Genomic DNA, 23,755 nt, shown 5'->3' with positions numbered 1-23,755 from the left:
AATTGCGGGGATTTGCCACGAAGGCACTAAGGCACAAAGTCACAAAGTTTTATTTTTCTTCGCGTCTTTGTGCCTTTGTGGCAAGTCAAAAAAAAAGCCCGATAATTAAATCAGGCTTAAATTTTATGTAAATCACGAATTAACAATTAATAATTAATAATTCACAATTATAATTTAGTCATATTAGTTGCTAACGTTTCAATAAATTTGCTAATTGGTCCTTTGATCATCATCGCCATCATTGCATTGAATTCTCCTTCAAATAAAAGTTGTACTTCACTTGATGAATCTGAAACACTATCAATGTTTGAAACCAAAGTAAACGGAAGTTTATCACTAGCAGCTCCCAAAACGATTTTGTTTGGTGCTGTTTTCTCCTTCATTTTTAGTTTTATTTCCGGCATACCTTTTAATCCAAAAATAAAAGCATCTTCGCCAGTTACTTCAAATTTAGCAATATTATCCGGCATTAATTTCTCGAAATTCTTAACATCAGCCAACAAATCAAATAAATCCTGAGCTGATTTCTGAACAGTAACTTTTGGACTTTCTAAGTTCATATTTTATTTTTTTATAGTATCTAATAATTGTTTTTTACCGCAAAGAGCGCAAGGTTTTTTTGATTTTTGATTGTAAATCTTTATGAATAAAAAGTTCGCAACGCTGAATCTTAATAAACTTCCAATTTTTATCCCGAAGCTTCGGGACCAAATTCCAAAAAAAAGATCGTAGCGATTTTTCTAAAATCTAAAATTATTCCTCCTGCATCCATGTCGATGGTTCTTCGCTCCATTCCTGCAAAGTCGACTGTTGATCTTCGGTGATATATTGTTTTTGAACCGCTAAATCCAATAAATTTTCGTAATTACTTAACGTAAACAAATCGATATTAGCATTTTTAAAATTCTCTTCGGCAACGCCAAAACCATAGGTAAAAATCGCCGCCATTCCTTTAATATTAGCACCTTCATTGCGTAAAGCTTCCACAGCCAATAAACTGCTGTTTCCTGTGCTAATCAAATCTTCAACGACAACCACATTTTGGCCTTTTTGCAAAAAACCTTCAACCTGGTTTTGTCTTCCGTGTTTTTTCGCTTCCGGACGCACATATACAAACGGCAATCCAAGGCTTTCGGCAACAAGAATCCCAATTCCAATAGCTCCGGTAGCAACACCGGCGATGACATCTGGTTTCCCAAATTGTTTCTCAATATTTTTCGCGAACTCATCACGAACGTAGTTTCGGATGATCGGAAATGAAAGAATTAACCTATTATCACAATAAATAGGAGATTTCCAGCCAGAAGCCCATGTAAAAGGATTTTCTGGATTCAATTTAATTGCATTTATTTGCAAAAGCAATTCGGCTGTTTTTTCGGCAGTATCTTTATTAAAAATCATAGTACAAATGTATAAAGTTTTTGTGAACGACAAACCACTTTTTTTGACAAATGAAATCTCAAGAGAGACTAATTTTCAATTATTCTTGTTAGAGAGTATTGATATCGAGCAGCTTATAGTGAAAATTTTTCAAAATAAAATTCAAAAGGCATATTTATATCATCCTGATGAAAAGGAAATTATGAAAACGCTAAAAGCTAAAATTCCTGTAAGTAAAGCGGGTGGAGGCTTTGTATACAATAAAAAAGGAGAAGTTTTATTTATCTTCAGAAACGGAAAATGGGACTTGCCAAAGGGCGGAATCGAGAAAGGCGAGGAGATCGAGGATACCGCAATGCGCGAAGTCGAGGAAGAAACCGGCGTTGGTAAACTCCGAATTACAGATAAACTCCAAAAAACCTATCACGTTTTTAAACGCAACGGAAAATATAAACTCAAAATCACGCATTGGTTCGAAATGCAATCTGATTTTGAAGGAACTCCACACGGTCAAATCGAAGAAGGAATCGAAAAAGTTGCCTGGTTAAATCCAGAACAAATCAAGGAAGCCCTAAAAAACTCTTACGAAAATATTAAATTGTTGTTTGAAGAAGAGAATCAATTGAAATAACAATTTCAAAAATTAATAGCAATCTCAATCTTTAATTAAGAAAGTAATTAGAAAAATCCGTTTTTATCAGCGTTTTCACTTTAGCGAATCAGTAAAATCAGCGTCTAATTTTGACGCGGATAAAACAGATTTACTTCGTAAAAACGCGGATAAAAACGGATTTGATTTGCAATTTTATTTTTTAAAAGCCTAATTTAATGACATTGCGCTCGCGCCAGTAATATAGAAGATAAAAATCCGCATGTAGCAAGCAAAATTAAAAACAAACCTCTCAAAGGTCTTTCGTCAAGTGCTTCTAACGGAAAAATACTAACAAGAATCAAAAGAGAAAATCCAATCAAATAAATATTCTTTTCGAAAAATTCCAGATAAAAATTAAAACTCAAAATTGATACTATAAAAACAATTCCAGTATAAAAAATAGTCAATCCAAATGCAACCGATCTATGTTGTATTGGATAAAAATGATAAAAAACATCATGAATGATTATTAATACAACAATTTGAATTATTGAAATCAATATTGGTTTTAGAATCTTGATCATTGACATCGATATTGATTTTTAAAGTTTATTCAAATCACTAATATTAATCCAGCCTTTCGTTATTTTTTTTCCAAAATAAGAACAAAAAGCTTTTCCGTTTTCTATTTTATCAACACAAATAATATCGCCTTTAAGTAAATATATTTTCGTTTGATTAGCATTTGATTGGTCTTTATAAAAATAAGATTTTGGTTTGTCGATATATCTAATTTGCGTCCAATTTGTTTTTTTCTCTAAGCCAAATTCTTCGGGTTGATCAGCAAAATGCTGTACATTCCAGCAACCTCCGTGTTCTTCGGGAAGTTTGATTTTTATGGTTTTAGGATCTAATATTTCAATTGTTCCCGAAATAATATCGTCTTTTTTGTCTTCCGGATAATAGGTTTTTATCGAGAATTTCTTTCCGGTTGCTTTTCCTTCGATATAAAAAATACAGGAAAACTTAGGATTTTGTGTTTCTTCATCCAAACCAGTATAACTTTCAAAATAACCGGTCAGCATATTAGAAGACGCATCATACGAAAGTTTCATTCCGGAGTCGTATTCACCCGAAATTAATTTTTGTCCAAATGATAAATTCGAAAAAAGCAGCATCAAAAAAGGCAATAAAAGTTTCTTCATAATTTGGTAATTTTTATGATTTAGGTTTAAAAATTATTTGTTCAAACTTTTCAAATGTTTAATATAATTGTCTAATAATCCCTGAATTTGCTGCGCTGCAACCGGATTTGCGGAATGTACATTAAATTTTAGATTTTCTAAATCAAATCCGGATTCATAAACTAGCCATTTTGCAGCGGCGTAACCATCTTCGGCGACAATGTCATTTTCATCTAATCCTAAATCATTATCAAAACTAATTAGTTCCGGAAGCCCTTTTTCAAGAATTACGTTTTTAAAATCATGAAAATTTCTAACCACAACGAAATCCTCGTTAGTAAGCTTTTTGTAAACCATATTTACATCTCGAATGTCGTCCAGAAAAAGTTTATATGCCATAATTTGTAATGTAAAAATGTATTTTGAATCTAATTTAACTTTGTCAAAGTTTTAAACTTTGACAAAGTTCTATACGTAAAGCTTTGCGATCCTAAGGTCCGGACAAAGCATTCAAAGTAAAATAAAAAACTTCGCTTTGCGTTAAAAAAATTGCGGTTAAATAAACTACAAAATACGATAAACAGGATATTGCAAATGCGCCTTTTCATAATAAACCGAATGTTTGTAAATCCAGTTTAATTGCGCATCAGGATTTTTAGCGAATTCTGCGTCAGATTGTTTTTTGGCTTCTAGTTCAGCTTTTAAAGTTGGATTTTCTTTTAGCAATTTCGCAGCCGTATCTTCAAAAATATATTCTGAGTAATGTTCTTTTTGCTGTAAAACAGGATCAAAGAAATTCCAATTAAAAAACGAATCAACACCTTCCGGTTCAAAAGCTTCAACTAAGTATTTTACACCTTTTTGATTTGTTGGAACCAGATAATCGCCTTTGGCAAAAGCCATTTTTATAACTTTAGAATTTACGGTTGTATTGTAATGTAAATAATGTCCTTCGTAAGCATTTGAAACCGTTTTGAAATTGGCAATTTTATAACTTTCAACTTCAATAATTGTATCATTTTTAAGTTGAGAAAAAGTAATATTATTGTTCTTCAGCAGCTCAATAATATTCCAATACCCTCTCGGAATGATATAAGCAGAAGGAATAACAACGTCTTTTAGCGATTTGAATTCTTTGATATACGGAACCTCTTTTTTGTATGGTTTGCTTCGGTCATAATACAAACGATTTCCGGTTGTGGCTTCGCTTTTTTTGTAACCGGCTTCATATCCCAAGAACGAAAAAGTAGTTGCTTTTGTACTGTCCAGTTCCCATTGCAAAGTGTATGGCTTTTTAGGCTGATATTGCTCCAGGTTTTTAACTCGCAGTTCTTTGATTTTTAAGTAATTCGCATCGGTAAAATCTAAAACGGATTTTGTGTATTCATACGTCATTTTTACACGTTCAGCATATTTTTTCAACATATGTGTTTCAACCACAAAACCAATCGTGTTAAACAGCGAAGTATAGCCCGTTGTATAGCGCGGACTATCTACAAACTGGCCAAAACCTTTGTCCGGCGTATCTTTAAAAGAATCTACATAAGGCGTGGTTTCGATTTTCTTTTGTTGTAAATCCTTGACCAAAGCCGGCATCATTTCGGTATTCATAAAATCGCCCAAAACGGTTCCTAACTTATTATGCTGAGTCATTATATATGTCAATTTATATTGATAATCAGAACCATTACTTACGTGATTATCCATAAAAACATCGGCATTGATCTTCTGAAAAATTTCAACAAAACTCTTTGTGTTTCGGGTATCGGATTTCATTAAATCACGATTTAAATCATAGTTTCTGGCATTTCCCCTAAAACCGTAAATTTCCGGACCATCCTGATTGGCTCTTGTAGTCGAATTTCGGTTTAAGGCACCGCCAATATTATAAACCGGAATCGTAACCAAAACCGTATTTTTAGGCGTTTTTAGTTTTCCAATTGCTAAATCCCTGTAGAATTGCATTGTTGCGTCGATTCCGTCAGGTTCTCCGGCGTGAATTCCGTTATTGATAAAAAGAACCGCTTTGTTTTTCTGAATTTTATCAAAATCAAATTCCTTTTCAGGATTATAAACCACCATATGCAAAGGTTCTCCGGAATCTGTCAAACCCATTTCCTTGATTTGAATCGTTGGAAAATCATTCGCTAAAAGCTTGTAATACTTTATAGTTTCTTCGTACGAAGCGGATTGATTTCCATTTCCTTTTTCAAAAAAAGTATCGTATTTTTTATTGTTTTGAGCGAAAATGGTGATGGTAAAGAGTGAAATGAAAATGGTTAAAAGTTTCATGATTTAAGTTTTAATAGAAAAATCAAATATAAAGTTTTATTTGTTTGAGGTTTCAAGTTCATGAACTTTGTGGTTATTAGTTTCATGCAGATTTTGCAGATTTTTATTTAGATATAAAAAACATCCATTTTTTAATCTGCTTGAATCTGCAAAATCTGCGTGAAAGAAAATTTTCGCAAACATTGCGAGTAAAACTTGAAACAAAGAAAACCTGAAACTTGAAACCTTTTAATTACTTTTGCAAAATGAATAAAAAACACCATTCCAATAACATACTTTCGAATTTAGGTATTGAGAGCCTGAACGAAATGCAAGAAGTAGCGCAGGATGCTATTTTAAACGATAATAATGTTTTATTGCTTTCTCCAACAGGATCAGGAAAAACATTAGCATTTTTATTACCAGTTTTAGAATTATTGCAGCCTGAAATTCTTTCGGTTCAATGTTTAATTTTAGTGCCTTCGCGCGAATTAGGATTGCAGATCGAGCAGGTTTGGAAAAAAATGGGAACCGATTATAAAGTAAATATTTGCTACGGCGGACACTCGATTGATACTGAAATCAAAAATTTAAGCAATCCACCAGCAGTTTTAATTGGAACTCCGGGAAGAATTGCGGATCATATTGAAAGAGGAACTTTCCGTTTAGATAAAATTCAGACCTTAATTTTGGATGAATTTGATAAATCATTGCAATTGGGTTTTCATGAGCAAATGTCTTTTATTATTGGAAAATTAACCAAATTAAATAAGAGGGTTTTGGTTTCGGCTACTTCAGATATTGAAATTCCAAGATACACGAGAGTTGTTAATCCAACCATTTTAGATTTTATTCCGGAGGAAGAAGAAAAAGCAAATCTTTCGATGAAAATGGTTGTTTCGCCTTCCAAAGATAAATTGGGAAGTTTATTCAACCTGATTTGTTCGTTGAAATCAGAATCGGCTATTATATTTTGTAATCACCGTGATGCCGCAGAACGTATTAGTGATACCTTAAATGAAAAAGGAATTTACGCAACTTATTATCATGGCGGAATGGATCAGGACGAACGCGAACGTGCTTTGATTCAGTTTAGAAACGGAAGCGTGAGTTATTTAATCACAACCGATTTAGCGGCGCGTGGATTGGATATTCCGGAAATGAAACACGTAATTCATTATCATTTGCCTCTTAAAGAAGATGAATTTACACATAGAAATGGTCGTACGGCACGTATGCAAGCCACCGGAACGGCGTATATTATCATCCACGAAAGTGAAAAACAACTCGATTATATTGATTATGGCATGGATGTTTTAAATGTCGAAAATGCAACAACTTTACCAAAACCACCAGAATATCAAACCATTTATATTAGTGGCGGGAAGAAAACTAAACTAAATAAAATTGATATCGTTGGATTCTTTTCTCAAAAAGGGAAACTGGAAAAAGGGGATTTAGGTTTAATTGAGGTTAAAGATTTTATTTCGTTTGCAGCCGTAAAATACAATAAAGTAAAAGATTTGCTTAAGAATATCAAAGACGAAAAAATGAAAGGCAAGAGATTTAAAATTGAAGTTGCCCGCAAAGTGGTAAAGAAAGAGGAGGAGAAATAAGGTTTTTTTTATACCTCAACTTTTACTTTCAGCTTTTTTTGGTGAAAATTGATACTAAATTATAGAACTGAACTGAAGTTTAAAACGGAAATTTGTAGTAAAATTTTTCTGTTTTTTGTGTAATAATACCCTTCTATAATACTGAATTTTGGTTGTTTTATTCGTGAATATCAGTATTTAAATGGAGTTTATTTTGTTGAATTTCAATGTTTTATATTGTTATTGTTTTGACTTTTAGAGAATTGTAAACAACAATTTAGCTTTAGTGTTAATAAATTAATGATTAAGACTTTAATTTATCATAAATTCTGCGTTTATTGTAGTCGTAAATAGTAAACCCCAAATTAGTTATGAAAAGAATTATTACGATTGCCGTTTTGTTGTTTAGTTTTGTGTCTTTTGCACAAATTAAGGTTCTTGAGACTGTACCAGTTGAGAAATTAGGAAAAGTAAATAACAACTACATTCAAAAAATTGGAGATGAATATACTGTATATTATACAAGTATTCAAAATGATGATGAGTCTGCTTCTCCAATGAGAAAATTTACATTTAAAAATGTTAATAATGATTACGCAAGTCTTTATAGTATCATCATGAATGGGTTTACAGCAAATCCTTTGTATGATATCAAATTAGAATTGCCTAACAATTTTATCTGGCTGCACTACACAGGAAGTGTTATTCCTGAGAAAGCAACAGTTCAGTTCATGGTTTCGACTAAAGAAGCTTCTGCAGCTACAAGTAGTGTTTCTGAGCCATTTGTAAAAGATCAGATTAATAAATTATTCCAAAAATAATTTACTTTAAATAAGCATTAAAAAAGGCTATTCAGATTTTGAATAGCCTTTTTTTTGTTTCAGGTTTTCTTTGTTTCAGGTTTGTTGGGCTGAAATCTTTGTCAAAGTTCAAAAATTACACAAAAATTAAAAATCTTAGAAGCTAAAAAAACCTTTGTCACTTTGCCTCTCTGAACCTTTGGACCTCAAAAAAAACTATATTTTCTTCACGTACTGCGTGATAATTACAATTTGCTGACCGTCTACTTTTCCTTCAATATATTCGGCATTTTCATGATCTAAACGAATGTTACGCACAGCAGTTCCTTGTTTGGCAACCATGCTTGATCCTTTTACTTTTAGATCTTTAATTAAAACTACCGAATCTCCGTGTTCTAAAACGACACCATTGCTATCGCGGTGAACAAGTTTGTTTTCATCATCTTCTCCTTCGCCTGTTGCTTGTGCCCATGTAAGCGTATCTTCGTCTAAATACATCATATTAAGCAATTCCTGTGGCCAGCCTGCAGCACGCAAGCGGCTTAACATTCTCCACGCAACAACTTGTACGGCAACATTTTCGTTCCACATACTGTCGTTAAGGCATCTCCAGTGATTTAAATCTGCGTTATCAGGATTTTCAATTTGGTCAATACAGGTATTACACGCTAAAATACTTTCGTCAAGTCCGCCTTTTTGAGTTGGCAATACTTGGTATACTTTTAGGTTTTCTTCGGCGCCACAAAGCTCACATTTAGATCCGCTGCGTTTGTTTAATTCTCTTTCGATGCTCATTATTTGGTTTGTTTTAAAAATGCGAAATTACTTATAATTTGCTTCGCTTGCAAGTTTATGTTTTGAGGCGGATTTTAGTTTTTGCGAGGAACGAAGCAATCTCACGTAGTTTGTCACGTTTGCTTTTTGTTAGTGTGGCTGCTTCGTTCCTCGCAATGACTTTGTTTGCGATTATTTTTGCACCCGAACCGCATCCGGAACTAGCATTTCATACTCGCCGCCATTTCGCAATACATCGCGAACAATACTTGAGCTGATATAAGAAGTTTTGGCAGCGGTCAATAAAAAGACAGTTTCAATTTTAGAAAGGCGTCTGTTGGTGTGTGCAATTGCTTTTTCAAATTCGAAATCGGCTGGATTACGCAAGCCTCTTAAAATAAAATTGGCTTTTAATTTTTTAGCTAAATCTATGGTTAGACCTTCATAAGTGATAACCGAAATTTTAGGTTCGTCTTTGAAGGTTTCTTCGATGAAACGTTTTCTTTCTTCGAGTGAAAACATGTATTTTTTTTCGGCATTGACACCAATTGCGATTACGATTTCATCAAAAAGTGAAATTCCTCTTTTGATAATATCTTCGTGACCAAGTGTAATGGGATCAAATGATCCGGGGAATATGGCTTTTCTCATTTTTTTTAAGGTTCAGAGGTTCAAAGTTGCAAAGGTTCAAAGTTTTATTTTAATAAATTAAAATGTTTTGAAGCTTTTGGAATTTGGAATTTATCCCAATAACTATTGGAATTGGAATTTATTTTTTTACGTTATTCTAAGGGTTTTTATTGCAGGAACCCATTCATCTTTTTGGCAGACTTCGCATTTTGCCATTCCTGATTTTTGTTCTTCGGTATGGCCGCAAAAAGTGCAGGCGTGAATCCCATTATTTTTTATGATTTTGCTTTTGTCATTAAACAAGCCCGGCAAAATTGGCAAACCATATTTTACATCTTTATCTTCGTAGAAAAATACACTTATTTCTCCGCTGGTTTCTATAAAGGCGTGTTTTACCTGACCTAAATGTTCGATTGATTTAATGCGAAGTTCTGAGAAAAATTCATCTTGCGCCAGACTTTCTTTTTTGAATGTTGCAATAGAAAATTTTCCGTCATTTATTAAACATTCGGTTTTGCCTTCTATAAATTCTTCGAATTTTTTGCTTTTTCCGGTTAACCAGGTTACAGATCGATATAAGATGATAATTACGGTAAAAACAATCGCTGCAGGAACAATACCTACATCTTCATAAAACATAGGATCTCCGGCCGCTGAACCTAATGCAATAATGATTACGGTTTCGAAAATAGACAATTGTTTAACACCTCTTTTTCCGGCTAATTTCAATGTTAACAATAAAATGACAAACATCACAGTGGAACGAAAAATGACTTCCAAAGCAAAATTTTGTGGCAAATCATTGTAAAAAACTCTATTCCATTCGAAGATTTCTTTCATTTTTTTTGAGGTTCTGAGTTGCTAAGGTTCTAAGTTACTAAGGTTTTCTTTTAGGAGCTAAGATTGTGAGTTTTTTGTCATTTCGACGGAGGAGAAATCACATCCAGATAGCGACGAACTGTGTGTCTTCATTTTATGTGATTTCTCCTCCGTCGAAATGACAAGATGATGAATTATGACTTCAAAAAATAAGGTTCTGAGATCTTAGTAACTTAGAATCTCAGAACCTTAGTGTCTTAAACGAGCGCTAACTCAATAGCATTAGTGAATAAATCTTCAAGGGATATTCCGGCTGCTTTGGCTTGTTGCGGAATCAAACTTTCGGTTGTTAATCCCGGAATGGTGTTCATTTCAAGCATATACGGTTCGTTGTCTACGATAATGAATTCGCTTCTTGAAAAACCTTTCATTTTCAGGACTTCATAAGCGCGTTTTGCAACTTCACTCACTTTTTGTGTTAATTCGTCAGAGATTCTGGCTGGTGTGATTTCTTGTGATTTTCCTTCGTATTTTGCTTCATAATCAAAGAAATCATTGTCTGAAACAATTTCTGTAATTGGTAAAACGATAACTTTTCCCTGATAATTAATTACTCCCACAGAAACTTCAGTTCCGTCAAGGAAACTTTCGATGATGATTTCGTTGTCTTCTTTATAGGCTACTTCAATCGCAATTGGAAGTTCGTTAGCGGTTTTTACTTTTGAAATTCCGAAGCTTGAACCGGCTTTGTTTGGTTTTACGAAACATGGCAAACCTACTTTTTTAACGATTTCGTCTGTATTAATTACATCACCTTTATTAAGGTAATATGAAATTGCCGTTTTGATTCCGTATGGTTTTAAAACCGATAATAAATCACGTTTGTTGAACGTAAGTGCTGATTGGTAATAATCACAGGATGATTGCGGAATGCCTAACAATTCAAAATAAGCCTGCATTAATCCGTCTTCGCCCGGAGTTCCGTGAATGGCATTGAAAACACAGTCAAAAGTGATTTTTTGTTCGCTTACAGTAACTGAGAAATCATTTTTATCAATTGGAAATTCAGCATCTTTTTCGTCTACATAAACCCATTTTTCTTTGAAAATATGAATACGGAATCCGTTGTATTTTGTTTTATCTAAATATTGGTACACGACGTTTCCTGAGATGAGAGAGATTTTATATTCGCTTGAATATCCGCCCATGATAATGGCTATGTTTTTCATTTTATGTTGTTTAATCGTTTATTTTGTGTATTTGTTTAATCGTTTTTTTTGCCACGAATTCCTCGAATTTTCCCGAATTTTTTTATTCGTTTTTGCTTGTCAGACTGAGCGAAGTCGAAGTCCCGTATGCTAAATCACTTTGCGGGACTTCGACTTCGCTCAGTCTGACAATTGAACTTCATTCAGTCTGACAATTGAACTTCGCTCAGTCTGATAGTTGAACTTCATTCAGTTTGACAGTTGAGCGTCGTTCAGTCTGACAATTGAACTTCCTTCAGTTTGTCATCCCGAGGAATGAGGGATCTCCACAAGAAACTCCACAATCAAAATCGCCAATCTTTGTCGAACTGCTTACGTAGATCCCTCGTTCCTCGGGATGACAAAATGGTGTTTTAAAAAAAAATCTTCTTATGAAACCTAAATCCCTAGCCCCGATAGAGGCAGTATCCTTTTTTTGGGCGATTTTTCATCGCGCTAAAAAAGCTATAGCCGAAAGCGGGAAATAGCTCCTGAAAAATTAAATTCCATATTCCAAAAATCTTCCTTCGACTTCGCTCAGGATGACAATCAGCTTAGTTTCTTGCTTAAAACAAAATTATCATTTTTTTTGAAACGAAATAGCTTTATCTTTGCCACAACTAAAAATAAATTTATGAGTTTACGTAAGTATTTAACTAGCCGAGTGTTTTTTTTACAAGTATTAGGAGCGATTGCTATTATTGCCGTTTTAGGTTATTTGTTTATGCATTGGCTGACTTTTACGACTGATCACGGTCATGAAATTGCTGTTCCGAATTTAGCTAAACTGACTGAAGAGCAGGTTGAAGCAAAATTAGATGAATTAGACTTGGATTACGTGCTTTTGGATAGTGTTGATTACAGAAGTGAATTCCCTAAATACAGTGTTGTTGAGCAAGATCCGTTGCCGGGAACGAAGGTAAAAGTGGGAAGAAAAATATATATTAAAATTAATGCATCAGGATTTTCATCTGTTAGAATTCCTGATTTAATTGAGAAAACGTATCGTGAAGCGGTTCCGACTTTGAAGGCTTTAGGGCTTGAACAAGGAACGATTACTTATATTCCGAACCTTGGAAAAGACATGGTTTTGGAAATGCGTTATAAAGGCAGAAACTTAAAAGTAGGTGACCGCGTGCTGAAAGCTTCTAAAATCGACTTGGTTTTAGGTGACGGAAAAGCAACTTATGTAGATGAAAGTCAGGCGACAGACAGTTTAGCTGCGCCAACTACTGAAACCCCAAAAGATGAACAATAATAATGAAAATTTAGATCTGGAAGACGAATTATTCGAGCATTTCAGGTTTGAAGTCCCTAAAGGTCAGGCGCTTTTGCGTATTGACAAATATTTAATGAATTTAATTCAGAATGCGACGCGAAATAAAATTCAGAACGCCGCTACTGAAGGAAATATTTTTGTAAATGATATTCCCGTAAAATCAAATTATAAGGTTAAACCGTTTGATGTCGTGACGGTTATGTTGACGTATCCGCCCTTTGAAAATCATATTCTTCCGGAAGATCTTCCGTTGAATATTGTGTATGAAGATGATGCACTTTTGTTGATTAATAAAGAACCGGGAATGGTTGTGCATCCGGGTCACGGAAATTATACCGGAACGTTGGTAAATGCTTTGGCGCATCATTTTGATAATTTGCCTATGAACAGCAGCGAACGCCCGGGATTGGTTCATAGAATCGATAAGGATACATCCGGACTTTTGGTTGTGGCCAAAACGGAAGCGGCAATGACGCATTTGGCGAAACAATTTGAAGCTAAAACTTCTGAACGTGAATATATTGCTCTTGTTTGGGGAAATGTTGCCGAGGAAGAAGGAACGATTGAAGGAAACCTTGCCAGACATTTAAAAGATCGCATGCAAATGGCGGTTTTTGCTGATCCTGAAATTGGGAAACCTGCGATTACACATTATAAAGTTTTGGAACGTTTTGGTTATGTAACTTTGATTTCCTGTAAATTAGAAACCGGAAGAACGCACCAGATTCGTGCGCACATGAAACATATTGGTCATCCGTTGTTTAATGATGAACGTTACGGTGGTCATTTGATTTTGAAAGGAACTACGTTTACAAAATACAAACAATTTATAGAGAATTGTTTTAAGGCTTTGCCACGTCAGGCGCTGCATGCTAAAACGCTTGGTTTTGTGCATCCAACAACGGGCGAAATGATGCGTTTTGATACGGAACTTCCGCAGGATTTTCAGGATTGTATCGAAAAATGGCGCAACTACGGAAAGTCGCATAATATGGAAGATGAGAATTAATTAGATAATTTGTCAATTAGAAAATTAGATAATTTTTTATATAACGAATTCCACTAATTTACACGGATTAATTTTCGTGTAAATTAGTGGAATTTATGTTTTAATTCAGTTCAAATGAATCTTATTTTATTTAATAGTTTTAATCGTTAAGTCTATTATTTTTGCTTCTCCATTTGTTATAAACCCTAATTTTCCTTGTTGGCTCAGATTGCTTTTTTCGAGCGAACATTCTAATGTAGTTTCGTTATTTACCGAGAAATATAATTGGTTATTTCTAACCCGGATTTTTATCGCGTACCATTTATTATTTTCTAATTTCATAGGTTTGGTAAATAAACTTGGCCCGCCGCGTTTGCCATATTCGTCACTTCCTTTATTATATGTTCCGTTTCCGATTACGATATTTTGATCAATTTGATACAAATATGTCCTGATGTATTTCTCATTATCTATATTAAGCATAACCTCAAATAAAGATTCTTTGGTCATGTTTACTTTAAAATTGATTTCGTAATTTTTTGGAAGCATTTTTTTAGATTCGATAACGCCCCAATGCATTGGACCTCCAGTTCCTGTTAACGTATCTTTTTGCAGAAACCATTCTTTTGGGTTCGAAATCCAATCTGATTTTAATTGACCGATTTTCGTTATTTTGTATTCCTTATTGGAAGTTGAAATTGTGCCTGAACACGAGATCATTATTAGCACTAAAACTAATAATGTAATATATTTAATTTTCATTTTCATTTTTTAATTTAACTCCGAATGGTATTTAATATTGCCAATTGATCCTGATGGATTTGGTAAAAGTTCAAATACAGAAGTAGGAGCGAGGCCAGGTTCGATACGATGCGAAACGTATAAAATACTCACGTTTGTTTCTTGCTTTATGGTATTGATAAGCTGAATGACCAAATCTACATTTTCGTCGTCCAGACCTTCTACAGGTTCGTCCAGAATCAATAAAGGCGGATGTTTTAGAACGGCGCGAACAATCAGCGCAACTCTTTGCTGACCGATAGAAAGATCGATAAAACGTTTTTTAGCCAAAGAACTCATCTCGATAACTTCAAGCCATTGTGCAACGGTTTGTTTTTGCAAATTGCTTGGTTCGTTATACAATCCGATGGAATCAAAGAAACCAGAAAGGATCATTTGTTCTAAAGTGTGTCCTTTCTGAAATAAATCCGTCATAGAAGTCGTGAAGATTCCAATTTGTTTTTTGATATCCCAAACGCTTTCTCCGCTTCCTTTTTTTCTTCCGAATAAAAATAAATCCTGACCAAAACCTTTTGGATTATCTCCTGTAATTAAAGAAAGAATGGTACTTTTTCCGGCACCATTTGGTCCAATTAATTGCCAGAATTCGCCTTGTTTTATCGTCCATGAAATGTTGTCGACGATTTTGCGATCATCATAACTTACCGAAACATTATTCATTTTTATTAGTACACTTTCGTGAAAGGAATGCGGTTCTAAAGCCTTTGGAATTCCTGATGAATTTAAGGTTTTAAAATGATTTTCGGTTTTTGAAATGGGATGTAATTCAAAAGAATTATCTCTGATTTGGGCTTTATTTTCAACAAAATACAATAAGTCGACCACACGATTTACGATTTGAATAATCGCGATTTCATCCGTTAAATCTTTTAAGGACTCTACTAAAATGACACGCGAAGCCTGATCTAAATGATCGAAAGGATTATCGAAAATTATAAAATCAGGATTTTGGTTGATGCAGTATTTCAGGAATTCTTTTTTACGTTCGCCAGACGAAAAAGTACGCAATTGTCTGTGCGATTCCGGAGAAGCTTCTACAATGTCATATTGATATTCTTTTTCGATGAATTTTTCGATAGCAATGTCAGAAAACAGAATTCCTTTTTGATTGTTAAAAATGGCTAATTCTCCTTTGGCTTCGCCGGAAAGTAAAGTATCAATAAAAGCTTTTTTGTTTACCTGATTCGATAAAAGTATATCCCAATGCTGCATTTTTGTATTTCTATTTTAAACCGTTATCTCTATTCTTCTATGTTTCTATATGTTTAATTTTACTGTTTTGTCGCCATTTCGCGATCGTTTCTGGACCATTCGCTCCAGGATCCTACATATAGTTTCGGGATTTCAATTCCGGCATAATCCATTGCAAGCAAAGTGTGACAAGCTGTAACGCCTGAACCGCAATGAATGATTATATTTTCAGGATTTTTATTGCCTATTATTTCCGAATATTTTTCTGCTAAAACCTCAGCCGATTTATAAAAGCCTTCTTCATTTAAATTTTCGCTAAACGGAACATTTATGGCTCCCGGAATATGTCCTGCAATTAAATCCAGTGGTTCTGTAAGTCCGTCAAAACGATTTTTATCCCTTACGTCAATTACTATATTGTGGTTGCTGTTTCGGGCTTTTTCAACTTCTTCAATATCGGCCAAAGCCAATTTCCATTCAGAAACCGGATACTTTTCAGCTGGTTTAAAATGCTCAGTTTCTGAACTTATCGGAAAACCAATTTTTATCGCCGCTTGCAAACCTCCGTTTAAAACCTGAACTTTTTCGTGACCAATTGCGCGTAACATCCACCAGAATCTGGCAGCAGCGTTTGATCCGTTTTTATCATCATAAATTATAATATGACTTTCAGGAGAAATTCCGAGTTTTGAAAGCACTTGAGAAAACTTCTCAAACGAAGGCAAAGGATGTCTTCCTCCGTTTGCAGGATCAGTTTCTACAGTTGCCAAATCTCGATTCAAATCGACAAAACGAGCACCTTTTAAATGTTCGTTTTTATAATTTTCTTCGGCATTAATTCCGGCTCTGGCATCAATTAAAATCATCGAATCTTTTAATTTTAAAAGTGCTTCTGGATTTATGATTGGAGAAAGTTTTGACATTTTTATTTTTTTATTTTTTCAGAATTTCCTAACCAAAGCAATCCATTCAGGATTACCTGGCTTTCTACTTTATTTTCAAAAGTGTACGACAGCGTTTTATTAGTTCCATGTTCATAATCAATATCATTATGACCCATATTTACATACACCATTTTGTAGTTTTTATTCGTCCAAACGACCGGATAATAACCGCTATGCCAAATTTCATGCGGTTTTGGCCCGGTTCCTAATGGGAAACTTGATTCGTCAATCGCTAAAAGAATTTTTATATCCGGATTTTTCGTCAGATCATTGCTCCATCTGTACCATTCGTTTGGTGCTGATGAAAATGTTTTAGGAATATTTTTTGTAACAGGATGTTGGTTTTCAACTCGCAAAACGGCCGATGTTGGTCGCCATGTATTGCTGCCATATTCTCCTGAACCTAAAAACGTATTATGATACCAATCCCAGTTTTGAGGATAATCAGAATTGTTTAAAGCAAAAGCTGAAAAATGGAATCCCATCCAGCCGCCGCCATTTTCCATATATTTCTGAAAAGCTTCTCGCTGGCTTGGTGTTTCTGGTCTTGTATCTAAAAATAAAACAACCTGATATTTTGCTAAAAATTTTGCGTTTAAATTATCCCAATTGCTGGTTGAATCATATTCAAAATGATTTTCCTGCGCTATTTTTGGAAACCATTTATTGGCTTCATGAACGAAACTAATATGTGCCTGATCGTTTTTTGCCGTATAAAAAGCAATGACTTTAAACTTTGATTTGTGTTTTTTATCTTGAGAATATCCTAAGAAACAAGCTAAAAAAAACAAAATCAGAATACTCTTTAATGTAATAGAATTCGTTTTTTGATTGAAAATTGACATTTATAGTGGTTTTTTGGTTAGTTAGTTTTTTGGGATTAATCAGGGATTTTTTCGATTAATATTTCATTAGCTGCTTGGTCATAATAGGTACAGGTCATTTCGATAATATCAACTCTCCATTTCGCAATTCCGCATTGTGCAGCGTGATTACAAAACGTTAAATAATCCGTTTCTCCACTTTGATGCATGACTAAAAATTCAATAAAACGTTCTTTATTGACAATTGGTGCCACTTTTATTTCATCGTATTTTTCATCAGAAGTCACGTTATAATTGTTTACGCCATAATATTCAACATGGCCGTCATGTACGAAAGTGTCGTATCCTTTTACGCCCAAAATAATCAGGTCTTGTATATAATTTGGAAAATCAGCACCGCTTTTTACCTTAGCATGTGCTTCCTTTATTTGTTCGATTGTAAACATAGTATTTAGAGTTTTTAGATTAGTAAGTAAAGTTTTTTCGCCACGAATTCACGAATTTATTAAAATAATCTATGAATAAAATTCGTGAATTCGTGGTGAAAAAAATAATTTTTATTGTTTCAAAAATACGATTAATGGTTTTATAAATTGATCGAAAGATTCTATATGCGGCAAATGTCCTGTGTTTGGAACTTCAACTAATTTTGAATTTTGAATTGCTTTTTGCGTTTTTTTGCCGAGTTCCAGATAATTTCCCATAGTTTTTTGAACTTCGGGAGCTGCAAGTTGTTTTCCTAAAGCTGTTTTATCTCTTGTTCCGATGATTAAAAGTGTTGGGCTTTTGATGTTTTTAAATTCATATAAAACAGGCTGCGTAAAAATCATGTCATATAAAAGTGCCGAATTCCAGGCAACTCTGTCATAATTTGGAGCTGTTGTCCAGCCGGCACCAAGTTCAGCCCATTTTTGGAAATCAGCATTCCATTTTCCATCATAATAATTCGCCATTTGATATTTTTTGATGGCTTCGTAATTTTGTTTTAATTCAGATTCGTACCACCAATCAACTGGTTTGTATGGCACAACGAGTTTCCAGTCTTCTAAACCAATTGGGTTTTCGAGCACTAATTTTTCTGTTGTTTCGGGGTACATTAACGCAAATCTTGTGGCTAACATTCCGCCCATAGAATGCCCGAGAATTGTTGTTTTCTGAATTCCTAAATGATCTAATAATTTTTTGGTATTCTCAGCCAATTGCTGAAATGTATATTGAAAATTTTCCGGTTTTGTTGATTTTCCAAAACCAATCTGATCGGGAACAATTACTCTGAAACCTTCTTTTGTCAATGCTTTTATGGTAGTTTCCCAATAAGCACCATTGAAGTTTTTTCCGTGAAGCAAAACAATATTTTTATTGTTGTAATTATCAGGTTTAATATCCATGTACGCCATTTTTAAAAGCTGGCGCTGATTGCTGAATTCTATAAATTTTACAGGAAAAGGATATTCGTAATTCGTTAAATTAATATCAAGATCTTTTATTTTTCCTTCTTGCGAAAAACAAAAAACAGGAAGTAGCAGGATTAGGAGCTTTGTTATTTTCATTTTCTGAAAGATTTTAGATTAAAGAACTATAAATTTACCGTTATGCATTTTGAAATGCAAAAATTATAGTCTTAAATTTATCAGAAAAAATATAGTAAACAATTGCCCGCGGATTTTGTGGATTAAACGTATTTTGCGGATTTTTTTATTTTTTGCTTTATTTTTCAGGAATCAGCGTTATCTTTTTTTATTGTAATTACTCTTTGCGGATACGGGATGTCAATGTTATTTTCGTCAAAACGTTTTTTGATGCTTTGCAGTAAATCACAATACATCACAAAACCATCTGTTGAATTTTTTGCCCACGCCCACGCTTTTAAATTTACGCTTGAATCTGCCAATGCAACAACTCTGGCAACGACCAAAGGTGTTTTTTGTTTTTTGCTTTCTGCTGTTCTCGTATCAATAAACATAGGATGTTTGGCGATTTCATCCTGCATAATTTCTAATGCTTTTTCGACATTAGATTTATATCCAATCCCGATTTCGATAATCTTGCAGCATTTGGTATCGTGCATATTCGTGTTCACGATAATCTGATTGCTTATTACTGAATTTGGGATGATAATTCGGTTGTTTTCGGCGTCTTTCAACACAACTTGTCTCAGATTAATATCTTCAACTGTTCCAATAAAATTGTTAATGGTGATTTTATCGTTGATACGGAAAGGTTTAAAAATGACCAGAAAAATTCCGCTGACAATATTGCTTAATGCTTGTTGAGAAGCCAAACCAGCAACTAACGAAATTACTCCGGCTCCGGCTAAAAACGAATGACCAATAATCTTGAATTCAGGAATTTGTATCAATGCAAAAGCAAATCCTAAAATATAAATTACGGTTATAATCAAATGTTTTAAAAACCGTAATCCGGTTGCATCATATTCTTTATCTGTTAATTTGCGATACAAAAAATAGCGAAGCATCTTTTTGGTCACAGCGCCCAAAACAAATGTTGTAAAGGCAATTATAGCGATAATGATAACGATTCTGAAGTCATTTGAGAAGTTGATCATACGTATTATAATTTTTTTTATTTAATGTGAAATAACAGATTCAATTAACCAATGACCGTTTACTTTTCTCAAATTAAATTCTAAAATACCTCATTTATTTTGAATTACAGCCCAACGAAATCATCGCTTTTTGGGAAAATACTCAAAGCTTCAATAGCAATTTCAGGAGTTGGAGACGCTAATTTGCGCAATTTTGTGTCCATCCAGGCACCGTCTACCGTGATTACGGCACAAAGTGTATCATCTTCTCGTCTAAATTCGTGAATAATGGACCAGCGCGAAGCATCGGCTTTCATTTTTGAAGTTTTGGTATGAAGAAAAATTTTATCTGAAAGTTTTAATTCTTTTCTAAAAATACATTCTTCCCTAAATAAAACAGGTCCAAAACCTTGCGTTTGCATCACTTTTAAAGTTAAGCCTAATTCTTCAAGGATTTCGATACGATGCTGTGCGCCAAAATCGTAATAAGCACTATGACGAACGTGAAAATTTGGGTCAAGATCAGACCAGCGAAAAGATAATTCTTTGATAAATGAAGCCATTTTTTATTTATAATTTTATGAAAATCGAAATTACAAATAAAATTTTAAACCGTTGGATGCAATAATTTTTTAACACATAGAAACATAGCTTATAAAATGAATAAAGTCGTTTCACTTGCATTAACAAAAACAAAAAACAAACACAAACTTACTTCACTAATTGCCACTAATTTAGCGCAAATTCGTGCAATTTGTGTTTAAAATGATAACTATTGGGACTATGTGTGAGAAACGAGTTTCTTTTCATAATCTTTTACTCAAAATAATATCTAGGTTTCTAAGTGTTTAATTACACTTTAAATTATCCCAACAGATTTATTTTAATAATAATCTGTTTTGAAAGGCGCAAAATCCTGTAGTTTTGGCAACGGTTTTAAGACTATTTTCTTTTTGGTATTCGTTACCGGAAAATCATCTTCGCCATAAGGTTCAGTTTTTTTGATTCGGATTCCGGTCGAGAGATTAAAATCGATTGTTCCCATAGTTCCTTGTCCGTCAGAATAAACTTCAGAGAAACCAATGAGTTCAAAGTTTCCATTCTGAAATCTGAATTTATGTTCATAATGACCGCGTAAAAGTTCATTATTAATGCTTAGAATTCCTTTAGAGATCGTGATTTCAGAGAAAGCATTTCCGCTGTTATAACCGTTTTTGCCTTGAGGAAAAGCCGGATCTATCGCTTTTACTGATGAAAGTATTTGTTTGAATTTTCCGTTGGCATCAGCAAAATAAATTTCGAGTTTATAAGGCGCTGTGTCGCTTAAAGTATCTTGCAAAACCTGTACATAATCTATTAAACCGTCTTTGTTTAAGTCGCCTTTTACTTTAGTGATTTTTTTATTGAAATGGTCTTTTTGGGCAAATAATGTTATGGAAAAGAATAAGAAAAACAGCGATATAAATTTTGTCATTTTTTCGAGTGATTTAAATGGTTTCCAGATTATCCCATTCGTATTCGATTTTATTTAATTTCAAATAATATGGAATCAGTAATATAAGTTCTAATCGCAACGAAAAATGTTCATTTGCATCATTAATAAACGGCAGAACAAACATAGAAGCCACACAAATTACAATACCAACAATTGCATCAATTTTACCAATTGAGATTGCATTGGGTTTTTCGAACCAAAGTAAATAACCGGTGTATGCTTTAAATGTTATAATAGCAATTATGAAAATGCCAATTCCGGAAAGTGCTGTATTGCTTGAAAAACCGTAAATAGATAAGTTTGTATTCGATGTAAAAAAGCTAAAAGGTATTGCGCCTAAACCGCAAATTCCCATAATCATAAAAATCCAACAGAAGGTTTTAATCCACCATGGAAGAAGTTTTCTTCTGATAATTTCTGGTTTGTCAAATTCGTCAAATTTACTTTCTAATTCCTGGTCCATGTTTTTTTATTTTCTTGGTTTTGATCAACGAATATAAATTAAATTTTTATCATTGATAAATAGATCTGTATTATAGAAGCAAATTATGATTAAGCTCTGTAGGAGCGTTATATTTATAGCAATTTTTAGCATGAGTGACGTTTGAGCTCCAGCGGAGCGACATATTTGTACGATACAATTGAATATTTTGGCCCAATGGCATGTGATGGATTAATTCTAATTTTCTATAAATATGTTATTCCAAAATATTTATACCTAAATAATTTAATGAAAACGAGTGCCCTAGCCCTGATGGGAAGGAAAATCCTTTTGTGTCCGCCGCGGCGGACACAAAAGATTTGGGAGGACAGCAGGAAACAGCTCCTGATTATTCTTCTTCTTTTTTAAGATCTAATTTTTTTACAATCCACGGAAGTGTTAATCCTTGTCCGATTAAGGTTAAAAGTACAACGGCGACAGAAATAAATATGATGGAATTTCGTTCTGGAAAAGGCGTTCCATCCGGAAGTAATTTGGGTAAACCGAGGGCGATTGCCAAAGAAACAATTCCGCGCATTCCCGACCAGCTGATTATAAAACTGTTTTTGGTATCGAGCAGTGCATGTTCGCTTACTTTTCGTCCTTTTGTTTTAGGGCTCAGAAATTTTTTCTGCAGGTTAGTTTTCTGAAAAAAGATCCTTACCATTCGCGTTAATAATGCGACAATGGTTATAATAACCGCGTAACCTATATAAGGTAAAATCATATCGTTGTCGATATCTTTAAGTATGTATCTGAAATTGAGTCCGATTAGGATAAAGATGAGTCCGTTTAGGATAAAAATAATAACGTCCCAAAGATTTTTTGAATTGTTTTTTAAGTTTTCGGGAAAGATTTTATTACTGAAACGCGAAATAGCCAAACCTAAAAATACAACTGCAATTACTCCGGAAACATGAAGATGTTCTGCAACCAGATACGTTACAAAAGGCATTAATAACATGAAACTAACGGTTACGTTTACATTTTTTTTGACTCTTTCGAGAATGAATGCTAAAATTTTTGCCATTATAAAACCAACCAGAAATCCGCCGCCTAATAATAGTACAAATTGCAGTGTTGCTTTCCAGATGATAAATGCTGACCCCATTACTGCTGCGACTGCAAAACGATATGCAACCAAAGCAGAAGCATCGTTAATCAAACTTTCGCCTTCGAGTATGGTAATGGTTTTTTTGGGTATTCCGAGGCCTTTTGTGATGCTTACCGCTGCAACTGCATCTGTAGCCGAAAGTATGGATCCGAGTACAAAAGATAATGACCAGCTCATTCCCGGAATTAAATAATGCGAAACTACAGCAATCCAGAATGTGGTTAGAAAAACCAATGGAATTGCCAAAGTGCTTATTGTACTGATATTGGTTTTGAAATGTTTGGGTGAAATATTAAAAGAAGCATCATATAATAATGGAGGAAGAAATATCAGGAAAATAATTTCGGGATTTATCTCTATTTCGGTCATTGTGGGAATAAAACCAATTGCAATTCCAACAATAACTAAAAGTATCGGATACGGTAATTTTGCTTTTTCGGCAAAGGCAGAAAGTCCGATCACGATGGCGAGTATAAAGATAATGATGCTGTAGTTTTCCATTAAAAAGGGTTTAGAAAGATGCTAATTTAAGTATTTCGGGCTTAACTGAAAATAAAGAAAGACATAAAACCGTTAGATTAAGATGAATTTCTTTTGGAAACAGTTGCCCTAGCCCTGATGGGAGGGAAAATCCTTTTGTGTCCGCCGCGGCGGCACAAAAGATTGGAAGGACAGCAGGAAACAGCTCCTGATAATGACACGTAAAGTACTGATATGCCACGATTGTCAGGTTTTGAAAATGTCATGTTGTCAGATGATTTTTATAGTGCCGACAGTAAAACTGACAATTTACTTTGGTTT

The 23,755-nt window shown here is 34.0% G+C and carries 26 protein-coding genes; 5 read left to right on the top strand and 21 right to left on the bottom strand.

The window, feature by feature from the left end; translation table 11 throughout:
* Nucleotides 1–167: 167 nt before the first annotated feature.
* Together ACZ0AH_RS14590 and pyrE are read right to left on the bottom strand one after the other, a co-directional pair.
* Entirely contained in the window at nucleotides 168–560 is a 393-nt protein-coding gene (locus ACZ0AH_RS14590; RefSeq protein ID WP_463476526.1) for an SRPBCC family protein, read from the bottom strand.
* Nucleotides 561–753: 193 nt separating this feature from the next.
* Nucleotides 754–1,401 carry an orotate phosphoribosyltransferase gene (pyrE, locus tag ACZ0AH_RS14585; RefSeq protein ID WP_463476525.1) on the bottom strand — a complete coding sequence of 216 codons (648 nt, stop codon included), beginning with the start codon at nucleotides 1,399–1,401 and terminating at the stop codon, nucleotides 754–756.
* A gap of 7 nt (nucleotides 1,402–1,408) precedes the next feature.
* On the opposite strand from pyrE, the gene ACZ0AH_RS14580 reads away from it, so the two are divergent.
* Nucleotides 1,409–2,011: an NUDIX hydrolase gene (locus ACZ0AH_RS14580; protein WP_463476524.1), complete on the top strand. Its 603-nt coding sequence runs from the start codon at nucleotides 1,409–1,411 to the stop codon at nucleotides 2,009–2,011.
* A 194-nt stretch (nucleotides 2,012–2,205) separates the two neighbouring features.
* Here the strand turns inward: ACZ0AH_RS14580 and ACZ0AH_RS14575 are convergent, their stop codons facing one another.
* The 4 genes from ACZ0AH_RS14575 to ACZ0AH_RS14560 form a co-directional block, all read right to left on the bottom strand.
* Nucleotides 2,206–2,556, bottom strand: a complete 351-nt coding sequence (locus ACZ0AH_RS14575) for a hypothetical protein (protein ID WP_463476523.1) — start codon at nucleotides 2,554–2,556, stop codon at nucleotides 2,206–2,208.
* 18 nt (nucleotides 2,557–2,574) lie between these two features.
* Nucleotides 2,575–3,177 carry a hypothetical protein gene (locus tag ACZ0AH_RS14570; protein WP_463476522.1) on the bottom strand — a complete coding sequence of 201 codons (603 nt, stop codon included), beginning with the start codon at nucleotides 3,175–3,177 and terminating at the stop codon, nucleotides 2,575–2,577.
* 33 nt (nucleotides 3,178–3,210) lie between these two features.
* Complete coding sequence (locus ACZ0AH_RS14565; RefSeq protein WP_463476521.1) at nucleotides 3,211–3,555, bottom strand: cyclic-phosphate processing receiver domain-containing protein; 345 nt, start codon at nucleotides 3,553–3,555, stop codon at nucleotides 3,211–3,213.
* Between the two features lie 165 nt (nucleotides 3,556–3,720).
* Nucleotides 3,721–5,448: a M14 family metallopeptidase gene (locus tag ACZ0AH_RS14560; RefSeq protein WP_463476520.1), complete on the bottom strand. Its 1,728-nt coding sequence runs from the start codon at nucleotides 5,446–5,448 to the stop codon at nucleotides 3,721–3,723.
* Between the two features lie 245 nt (nucleotides 5,449–5,693).
* Between ACZ0AH_RS14560 and ACZ0AH_RS14555 the strand changes: the two genes are divergently transcribed.
* Both ACZ0AH_RS14555 and ACZ0AH_RS14550 read left to right on the top strand, forming a co-directional pair.
* Nucleotides 5,694–7,043 carry a DEAD/DEAH box helicase gene (locus ACZ0AH_RS14555; RefSeq protein ID WP_463476519.1) on the top strand — a complete coding sequence of 450 codons (1,350 nt, stop codon included), beginning with the start codon at nucleotides 5,694–5,696 and terminating at the stop codon, nucleotides 7,041–7,043.
* A 350-nt stretch (nucleotides 7,044–7,393) separates the two neighbouring features.
* Nucleotides 7,394–7,843, top strand: a complete 450-nt coding sequence (locus ACZ0AH_RS14550; RefSeq protein ID WP_463476518.1) for a hypothetical protein — start codon at nucleotides 7,394–7,396, stop codon at nucleotides 7,841–7,843.
* Nucleotides 7,844–8,038: 195 nt separating this feature from the next.
* Here the strand turns inward: ACZ0AH_RS14550 and ACZ0AH_RS14545 are convergent, their stop codons facing one another.
* The 4 genes from ACZ0AH_RS14545 to ACZ0AH_RS14530 form a co-directional block, all read right to left on the bottom strand.
* Complete coding sequence (locus ACZ0AH_RS14545; RefSeq protein ID WP_463476517.1) at nucleotides 8,039–8,617, bottom strand: PhnA domain-containing protein; 579 nt, start codon at nucleotides 8,615–8,617, stop codon at nucleotides 8,039–8,041.
* Nucleotides 8,618–8,788: 171 nt separating this feature from the next.
* The gene (gene coaD / locus ACZ0AH_RS14540) at nucleotides 8,789–9,247 is read right to left on the bottom strand and encodes a pantetheine-phosphate adenylyltransferase (RefSeq protein ID WP_463476515.1); all 459 of its coding nucleotides are present in this window, start codon (nucleotides 9,245–9,247) and stop codon (nucleotides 8,789–8,791) included.
* 126 nt (nucleotides 9,248–9,373) lie between these two features.
* Nucleotides 9,374–10,066: a DUF421 domain-containing protein gene (locus tag ACZ0AH_RS14535; RefSeq protein ID WP_463476514.1), complete on the bottom strand. Its 693-nt coding sequence runs from the start codon at nucleotides 10,064–10,066 to the stop codon at nucleotides 9,374–9,376.
* A gap of 236 nt (nucleotides 10,067–10,302) precedes the next feature.
* Complete coding sequence (locus tag ACZ0AH_RS14530) at nucleotides 10,303–11,274, bottom strand: D-alanine--D-alanine ligase (protein WP_463476513.1); 972 nt, start codon at nucleotides 11,272–11,274, stop codon at nucleotides 10,303–10,305.
* 652 nt (nucleotides 11,275–11,926) lie between these two features.
* On the opposite strand from ACZ0AH_RS14530, the gene ACZ0AH_RS14525 reads away from it, so the two are divergent.
* Together ACZ0AH_RS14525 and ACZ0AH_RS14520 are read left to right on the top strand one after the other, a co-directional pair.
* Nucleotides 11,927–12,550 carry a PASTA domain-containing protein gene (locus ACZ0AH_RS14525; RefSeq protein ID WP_463476512.1) on the top strand — a complete coding sequence of 208 codons (624 nt, stop codon included), beginning with the start codon at nucleotides 11,927–11,929 and terminating at the stop codon, nucleotides 12,548–12,550.
* Entirely contained in the window at nucleotides 12,540–13,580 is a 1,041-nt protein-coding gene (locus ACZ0AH_RS14520; protein WP_463476511.1) for an RluA family pseudouridine synthase, read from the top strand. The genes ACZ0AH_RS14525 and ACZ0AH_RS14520 overlap by 11 nt, the downstream gene beginning before the upstream one ends.
* A gap of 126 nt (nucleotides 13,581–13,706) precedes the next feature.
* On the opposite strand, the gene ACZ0AH_RS14515 is transcribed toward ACZ0AH_RS14520, so the two are convergent.
* From ACZ0AH_RS14515 to ACZ0AH_RS14465, 11 genes are all read right to left on the bottom strand, one after another.
* Nucleotides 13,707–14,321 (bottom strand): hypothetical protein, encoded by a 615-nt coding sequence (locus ACZ0AH_RS14515; RefSeq protein WP_463476509.1) that lies wholly within the window; start codon nucleotides 14,319–14,321, stop codon nucleotides 13,707–13,709.
* Nucleotides 14,322–14,330: 9 nt separating this feature from the next.
* The gene (locus tag ACZ0AH_RS14510; protein ID WP_463476508.1) at nucleotides 14,331–15,572 is read right to left on the bottom strand and encodes an ABC transporter ATP-binding protein; all 1,242 of its coding nucleotides are present in this window, start codon (nucleotides 15,570–15,572) and stop codon (nucleotides 14,331–14,333) included.
* 59 nt (nucleotides 15,573–15,631) lie between these two features.
* Nucleotides 15,632–16,474 carry a sulfurtransferase gene (locus ACZ0AH_RS14505; RefSeq protein ID WP_463476507.1) on the bottom strand — a complete coding sequence of 281 codons (843 nt, stop codon included), beginning with the start codon at nucleotides 16,472–16,474 and terminating at the stop codon, nucleotides 15,632–15,634.
* A gap of 2 nt (nucleotides 16,475–16,476) precedes the next feature.
* On the bottom strand, nucleotides 16,477–17,340 hold the full coding sequence (locus ACZ0AH_RS14500) for a ThuA domain-containing protein (RefSeq protein ID WP_463476506.1): 864 nt from the start codon (nucleotides 17,338–17,340) through the stop codon (nucleotides 16,477–16,479).
* Between the two features lie 35 nt (nucleotides 17,341–17,375).
* Nucleotides 17,376–17,765 (bottom strand): DUF1398 domain-containing protein, encoded by a 390-nt coding sequence (locus ACZ0AH_RS14495; protein ID WP_463476505.1) that lies wholly within the window; start codon nucleotides 17,763–17,765, stop codon nucleotides 17,376–17,378.
* Nucleotides 17,766–17,876: 111 nt separating this feature from the next.
* Nucleotides 17,877–18,869 carry an alpha/beta fold hydrolase gene (locus ACZ0AH_RS14490; RefSeq protein WP_463476504.1) on the bottom strand — a complete coding sequence of 331 codons (993 nt, stop codon included), beginning with the start codon at nucleotides 18,867–18,869 and terminating at the stop codon, nucleotides 17,877–17,879.
* A 164-nt stretch (nucleotides 18,870–19,033) separates the two neighbouring features.
* Nucleotides 19,034–19,885 carry a mechanosensitive ion channel family protein gene (locus tag ACZ0AH_RS14485; RefSeq protein ID WP_463476503.1) on the bottom strand — a complete coding sequence of 284 codons (852 nt, stop codon included), beginning with the start codon at nucleotides 19,883–19,885 and terminating at the stop codon, nucleotides 19,034–19,036.
* A 104-nt stretch (nucleotides 19,886–19,989) separates the two neighbouring features.
* Complete coding sequence (locus tag ACZ0AH_RS14480; protein WP_463476502.1) at nucleotides 19,990–20,427, bottom strand: acyl-CoA thioesterase; 438 nt, start codon at nucleotides 20,425–20,427, stop codon at nucleotides 19,990–19,992.
* A gap of 320 nt (nucleotides 20,428–20,747) precedes the next feature.
* Nucleotides 20,748–21,338, bottom strand: a complete 591-nt coding sequence (locus ACZ0AH_RS14475) for a hypothetical protein (protein WP_463476501.1) — start codon at nucleotides 21,336–21,338, stop codon at nucleotides 20,748–20,750.
* Between the two features lie 13 nt (nucleotides 21,339–21,351).
* Nucleotides 21,352–21,822 (bottom strand): hypothetical protein, encoded by a 471-nt coding sequence (locus ACZ0AH_RS14470; protein WP_463476500.1) that lies wholly within the window; start codon nucleotides 21,820–21,822, stop codon nucleotides 21,352–21,354.
* A 367-nt stretch (nucleotides 21,823–22,189) separates the two neighbouring features.
* Nucleotides 22,190–23,455 (bottom strand): Na+/H+ antiporter, encoded by a 1,266-nt coding sequence (locus ACZ0AH_RS14465; protein WP_463476499.1) that lies wholly within the window; start codon nucleotides 23,453–23,455, stop codon nucleotides 22,190–22,192.
* Between the last annotated feature and the right edge of the window lie 300 nt (nucleotides 23,456–23,755).

Source organism: Flavobacterium sp. AC105 (assembly GCF_979258495.1).
This window is presented reverse-complemented; position numbering and strand designations above follow the sequence as displayed.